This window comes from Micromonospora sp. 4G55 (assembly GCF_016803375.1).
This window is the reverse complement of sequence record NZ_JAEVHN010000539.1, coordinates 1-4276: the sequence shown is the minus strand read 5'-3', so window position 1 is coordinate 4276 and position 4276 is coordinate 1. Positions and strand designations below refer to the sequence as shown.

Annotated in this window: 3 protein-coding genes and 2 pseudogenes; 3 read left to right on the top strand and 2 right to left on the bottom strand. The window is 74.9% G+C overall.

Annotated elements, in window-relative coordinates:
* Positions 1-255 precede the first annotated feature (255 nt).
* Positions 256-1023, bottom strand: a pseudogene (locus JNW89_RS29310) (class I SAM-dependent methyltransferase); the annotation flags it as partial.
* Positions 1024-1039: 16 nt separating this feature from the next.
* Positions 1040-1807 (bottom strand): SDR family NAD(P)-dependent oxidoreductase, encoded by a 768-nt coding sequence (locus JNW89_RS29305; protein ID WP_238451556.1) that lies wholly within the window; start codon positions 1805-1807, stop codon positions 1040-1042.
* 181 nt (positions 1808-1988) lie between these two features.
* Here JNW89_RS29305 and mshA point away from each other — a divergent pair, with 181 nt between their 5' ends.
* The 3 genes and pseudogenes from mshA to JNW89_RS29290 form a co-directional block, all read left to right on the top strand.
* Positions 1989-3353: a D-inositol-3-phosphate glycosyltransferase gene (mshA, locus tag JNW89_RS29300; RefSeq protein ID WP_238451555.1), complete on the top strand. Its 1365-nt coding sequence runs from the start codon at positions 1989-1991 to the stop codon at positions 3351-3353.
* 56 nt (positions 3354-3409) lie between these two features.
* Positions 3410-3925, top strand: coding sequence for a YbjN domain-containing protein (locus JNW89_RS29295; protein ID WP_238451554.1), 516 nt, complete (start codon positions 3410-3412; stop codon positions 3923-3925).
* Positions 3926-4001: 76 nt separating this feature from the next.
* Positions 4002-4276, top strand: a pseudogene (locus JNW89_RS29290) (hypothetical protein); the annotation flags it as partial.

Below are 4276 nucleotides of genomic sequence, written 5' to 3'. Positions count from 1 at the left end.
CTCCGGCGTCGCCCCGGACAGCCGCAGCGGGTACAGGCGTACCCCGGCGGTGGTGAGAGGTCGCCGCGGCCGCCCCGCACTGCGCCGCGCTCGGCGTGATCGTGCGCGGGCCGGCGCCCGGCCGGTTGAAGGCCACCGAGGTTGCGCGTGGCACGAAAACCGGCACCCGGAGTGAGCTGATGAAACGCGCCGAACACCAAGCCTGCAACCACCCGCGTACGAACGCAGCTCGTGAGGCTTGTCGCAAGGCGGGCGGAGGGTGAGTTCGCCCTGGCGCCAGCGGTGCGGGCGGTCGAGGACCGGCCAGCCGGCCTGCTTGAGGGCGCCGACCGCGCGGAGCCAGCCGCTGGCGGGGCCGAACGGGGCGTAGCCGGCGGCGGCCTGCCAGGCGTCGTCGAGGGCGCGGATCAGGTCGTGCACCCGCTCGCCGGGGACGTTGCGGTGGATCAGCGCCTTGGGCAGGCGTTCGGCCAGCTGGGCCGGGGTCTCCAGGGTCGCCAGGCGGGCCGCCAGGGTCAGCGTGCGCGGGCCGGCCGCGTCGACCAGCACCCAGCTGCCCAGCCGGCCCAGCTCGTCGCAGGTCCCCTCGACCAGCGCCCCGCCCGGGGCGAGCCGGTCGGTGACCGTCCGCCAGGCGGCGGCGACCTCGCGCTCGTCGTACTGGCGCAGGACGTTGAACGCGCGCACCAGGACCGGACGCAGACCGGCCAGCTCGAAGCCGCCCCGGGCGAAGGTCAACCCGGGCGGGTCGGCGGCGGGCGCGGCAGCGGCCACCCGTACCGGATCGATCTCCAGCCCGACCACCCGCACGTCGGCGCGGACCCCGGTGGCCAGCCGGGCGCGCAGCTCCACGGCGGTGACCGGGGTGGCGCCGTAACCGAGGTCCACCACCAGCGGGTCGGCGGCGGCGCGGAGCCGGTCGCCGCAGGTGGCCACGATCCAGTTGTCCACCCGCCGCAGCCGGTTGGGGTTCGTCGTCCCCCGGGTCACCACGCCCTGGGGCCGCACCGGTCCGGCTCTCACCCGCGACCGGCCCGGTTCACTGCCCGACCCGGTGCACCTTGTGCTGGGCGGCCTGGGCCAGCGGGCGGACCACCAGCCGGTCCACGTTGACGTGGTGCGGGCGGGTGGCGCACCAGGCGATGCAGTCGGCCACGTCCTCGGCGACCAGCGGCTCGGGCACCCCCGCGTACGTGGCGGCGGCCTTGTCGGCGTCCCCGCCGAAGCGGACCAGCCCGAACTCGTCGGTCCGCACCATGCCCGGGTCGATCTCGATCACCCGGACCGGCCGCCCGCTCAGCTCCAGCCGCAGCGTCCCGGCGATCGCGGTCTGCGCGTGCTTGGCCGCGGCGTAGCCGCCGCCGCCCTCGTACACGGTGAAGCCGGCGGTGGAGGAGACGATCACGATGGTGCCGGCGCCGGACGCCTCCAGCGCGGGCAGCAGCGCCTGGGTGACCCGGAGCGTGCCGAGCACGTTGACGTCGTACATCCACTGCCAGTCGCCGATCGCGCCGGACTCCACCGGGTCCAGCCCGCGCGCTCCGCCGGCGTTGTTCACCAGCAGAGTGACCGGTCCGGGCGCCGCCTGCGCCGCGGCGGCCAACCCGGCCACCGACTCGTCGGAGGTGACGTCGCAGGCCACCGCCGTGGCCGTGCCGCCGGCCGCCTCGATCTCCTTGACGAGCCCGGCCAGCCGGTCGGTACGGCGGGCGGCGGCCAGCACGTGGAAGCCCTCGGCGGCCAGCCGGCGGGCGGTCGCCGCGCCGATCCCGCTGGACGCCCCGGTGACGATCGCGACAGAGGTCATCCGGACATTGTCCCCTCCGCCGCCGGCCGGCCCGGGCGGGGGCGTCGATGAACTGGGTCACCCCGGGGGAGAGCGCGGGCGCATTTCCGTAGCCCGATGGGGAAGATGACACCCGGCGCGTGAGTTGACCGAGAAGCGCCGGTCGTGCGGGACGGCATAAACCGTGACAGAAGGAGCGGACGTGGCGGAAATGCACACCGGCGTCGGTCGTCAGCGAGGTGCCCGACCGTGGCCCCGCCCCCGGCGGATCGCCACCCTGTCGGTGCACACCTCGCCGTTGCACCAGCCCGGCACCGGTGACGCCGGTGGGATGAACGTCTACATTCTGGAGGTCGCCCGGCGGCTCGCCGAGGCCGACGTCGAGGTGGAGATCTTCACCCGGGCCACCTCCGGTGACCTGCCCCCGGTGGTCGAGATGGCGCCCGGCGTGCACGTCCGGCACATCACCTCCGGGCCGCTCGAGGGGCTGACCAAGGAGGAGCTGCCCGGGCAGCTCTGCGCCTTCACCGCCGGTGTGCTGCGCGCCGAGGCGGCCCGCCCGCCCGGCCACTACGACCTGATCCACTCGCACTACTGGCTCTCCGGCCAGGTCGGCTGGCTGGCCAAGGAACGCTGGGGAGTGCCGCTGGTGCACACCGCGCACACCCTGGCCAAGGTCAAGAACGCCCAGCTCGCCGTCGGTGACCGCCCCGAGCCCAAGGCCCGGGTGATCGGCGAGGAGCAGGTGGTCGCCGAGGCCGACCGGCTGGTGGCCAACACCCGGGTCGAGGCGGCCGACCTGATCGGCCGCTACGACGCCGAACCGGCCCGGGTCGCCGTGGTCGAGCCCGGCGTCGACCTGGACCGCTTCCGTCCCGCCCCCGGCGACCGGGGCGCGGCCACCCGCGCCGCCCGCCGCCGGCTGGGGCTGCCCACCGACGGGTACGTGGTGGCCTTCGTCGGTCGGATCCAGCCGCTCAAGGCGCCCGACGTGCTGGTCCGCGCGGCCGCCGCGCTGCGCGAGTGCGACCCGGCCCTCGCCGAGGAGTTGACCGTGGTGATCTGCGGCGGTCCGAGCGGCAGCGGGCTCGACCGGCCCACCTCGCTGATGGAGCTGGCCGGATCGCTCGGTGTCGCCGACCGGGTGCGCTTCCTGCCCCCGCAGACCGGCGACGACCTGCCCGCCCTCTACCGGGCGGCCGACCTGGTCGCGGTGCCCTCGTACAACGAGTCGTTCGGCCTGGTCGCCCTGGAGGCGCAGGCCTGCGGTACGCCGGTCGTGGCGGCCGCCGTCGGTGGCCTGGTCACCGCCGTGCGGGACGGGGTCAGCGGGGTGCTCGTCGACGGCCACGACCCGGCCGACTGGGCCGCCACGCTCGCCCGCCTGCTGCCCGACCGGGCGCTGCGGGCCGACCTGGCGACGGGCGCGGCCCGGCACGCCCGCAACTTCTCCTGGCAGCGCACCGTCTCCGGCCTGCTCGCCGTCTACGGGGAGGCGATCGCCGAGCACCGGGGACGGCTGGCCGCCCAGCTCGCCGGGGACCCGGCGCTGTCCTGTTCCTGGTGACCCGGGCCACTTCCGCGTGTCCGGTGCGTCCCGGCGGCGCCCGTAGAGTGGGTGCGATGAGCGCGAAGAGCGACCTGGCCGCCCTGATCGAGTCCGTCTGCACCGAGCGTGAGCTGGACTGGGAGTCGACCGGCGAGGGTTCCTACGCGGTCACCCTGCCCGGCACGCACAAGCTGAAGACGGTCTGCAACCTGATCGTCGGCGAGCACGCGCTGCGGGTCGAGGCGTTCGTGATGCGCCAGCCCGACGAGCGGCGCGAGGAGCTGTGGGCCTGGCTGCTGCAGCGCAACGCCCGGATGTACGGCGTCTCGTTCTCCATCGACGCGGTGGGCGACGTCTACCTCACCGGGCGGGTCAACCCGGCCGGCATCGACGCCGACGAGCTGGACCGGCTGCTCGGCGCGGTGCTCACGTACGCGGACGAGTCGTTCGACACGATGCTGGAGATCGGCTTCGGCAGCTCGATCCGCCGGGAATGGGAGTGGCGGGTCAAGCGGGGCGAGTCCACCGCCAACCTCGCCGCCTTCGCCCACCTTTTCGAGCCGTCCGCCGGAGGTTCGGACCGGTCCTGACGGGTATGCCGCACCGCTGCGGTGCGGCGAAATCGGGACCCGCCGCAGGCCGAGACGGACTGTCGAGGAGCGTGTGATGGCTCAGCGGAACAGCTCAGGTCGCGGCGGAACTGCGACCAGGACGAAACAGCAGGCGGGCAACCAGACGCCGAACACCCCGGGGATCTCGGAGTCGGAGATCTCGCGGATGCGGGTCGACGACATCCGGGGTCAGTTGCGGCGCCGCGGTGTCTCCGGCATCTCCGCTCTGCGCAAGCCCGAGTTGGTCAAGACGCTCGCGCGGACCCTGCGGTCCGAGGGCCGCCCCGGCGCCGCAGCCCGGCGCAGCACCGGCCCGACGGGCCGGGCGCC